We start from the raw sequence: 984 nt of genomic DNA, 5'->3' as shown, positions 1-984 counted from the left end.
AAATATCATCTAGATTTAAATACATTGCATTCAAAGAAAAGAATGTTTATAGAGCAGGAAATTTATGCAAAGCTAGTGTTATATAATTTCTGCAGCAGAGTAAGTAACAATATAAAAATCAAAGAAAAAGGCGGAAAGAATCCACCTGATATTGAATCACTGGTAGCTAAAGAAATACTGCCAATCCGTCCTAATCGCCAGAATGAACGGAAAGTGAAGGCCAATTCACCGGTATCTTTCAACTATCGATATGATTAACACCTAATATTATATATTTTTAAAATGTAGTAGCAATACTACAAATTTCGTCGTGCTTTCAAATAAAAATACCATCCAGACAATAGTATCTGGACGGTTCGTTATTTCTTAACTTAAAGATATTGATATGAATTTTATTATATGTTTTTGTGTGTTTATATTAATGTTAGGCTTAACTGTGAAACACAAAGGAGGACTTAGGATTGCTGCCAATGCTTCAGTATCTTGTAGTATATTGCAGATAAGTACACAAAATTTTGGGGATTTAACATTTTGATATATGTTATACTTGTCGTAGTACAAATAGTGATTTATATAAGACTGAAAAAGAATAAGAAAATCATATTAGATCTATTACAGTTGTTATTAAGTTTAGTGTTATCACGTTTATTAAATATATTTACGTATATATTTCAACTTTTCAAAATTTAAAAAGCCCATTTTGTCGTCTTTGCTTTACGATAATTTGTACAGGTATAGGAACGAGCATATCGTTGATTATGCAACTTGAGCCAAATCCGCCCAATGGGTAGGCATAGTATAAATAGATTTGAAATGTCTATTTCATTGTTGTAAGCGTATACAGTAAAAAATATGAAAAAAAATAAAAAAAACATTTGACGAAGTGAAAAGTATTTGGTAATATAGATGAGCACTGCTGAGGTGCAGATGATCTTTGAAAACTGAACAGGAAATAAAAATACAAACTAAAACGTCAATTTCGAA

General features: G+C 29.7%; 1 pseudogene. It reads left to right on the top strand.

Annotated features, from left to right (window positions below):
- A pseudogene (locus H8911_RS12590) lies at positions 1-258 on the top strand (IS4 family transposase); the annotation flags it as partial.
- Between the last annotated feature and the right edge of the window lie 726 nt (positions 259-984).

The organism is Holdemanella hominis, from assembly GCF_014306155.1.
Lineage (GTDB): Bacteria > Bacillota_I > Bacilli_A > Erysipelotrichales > Erysipelotrichaceae > Holdemanella > Holdemanella hominis.
This window is presented reverse-complemented; position numbering and strand designations above follow the sequence as displayed.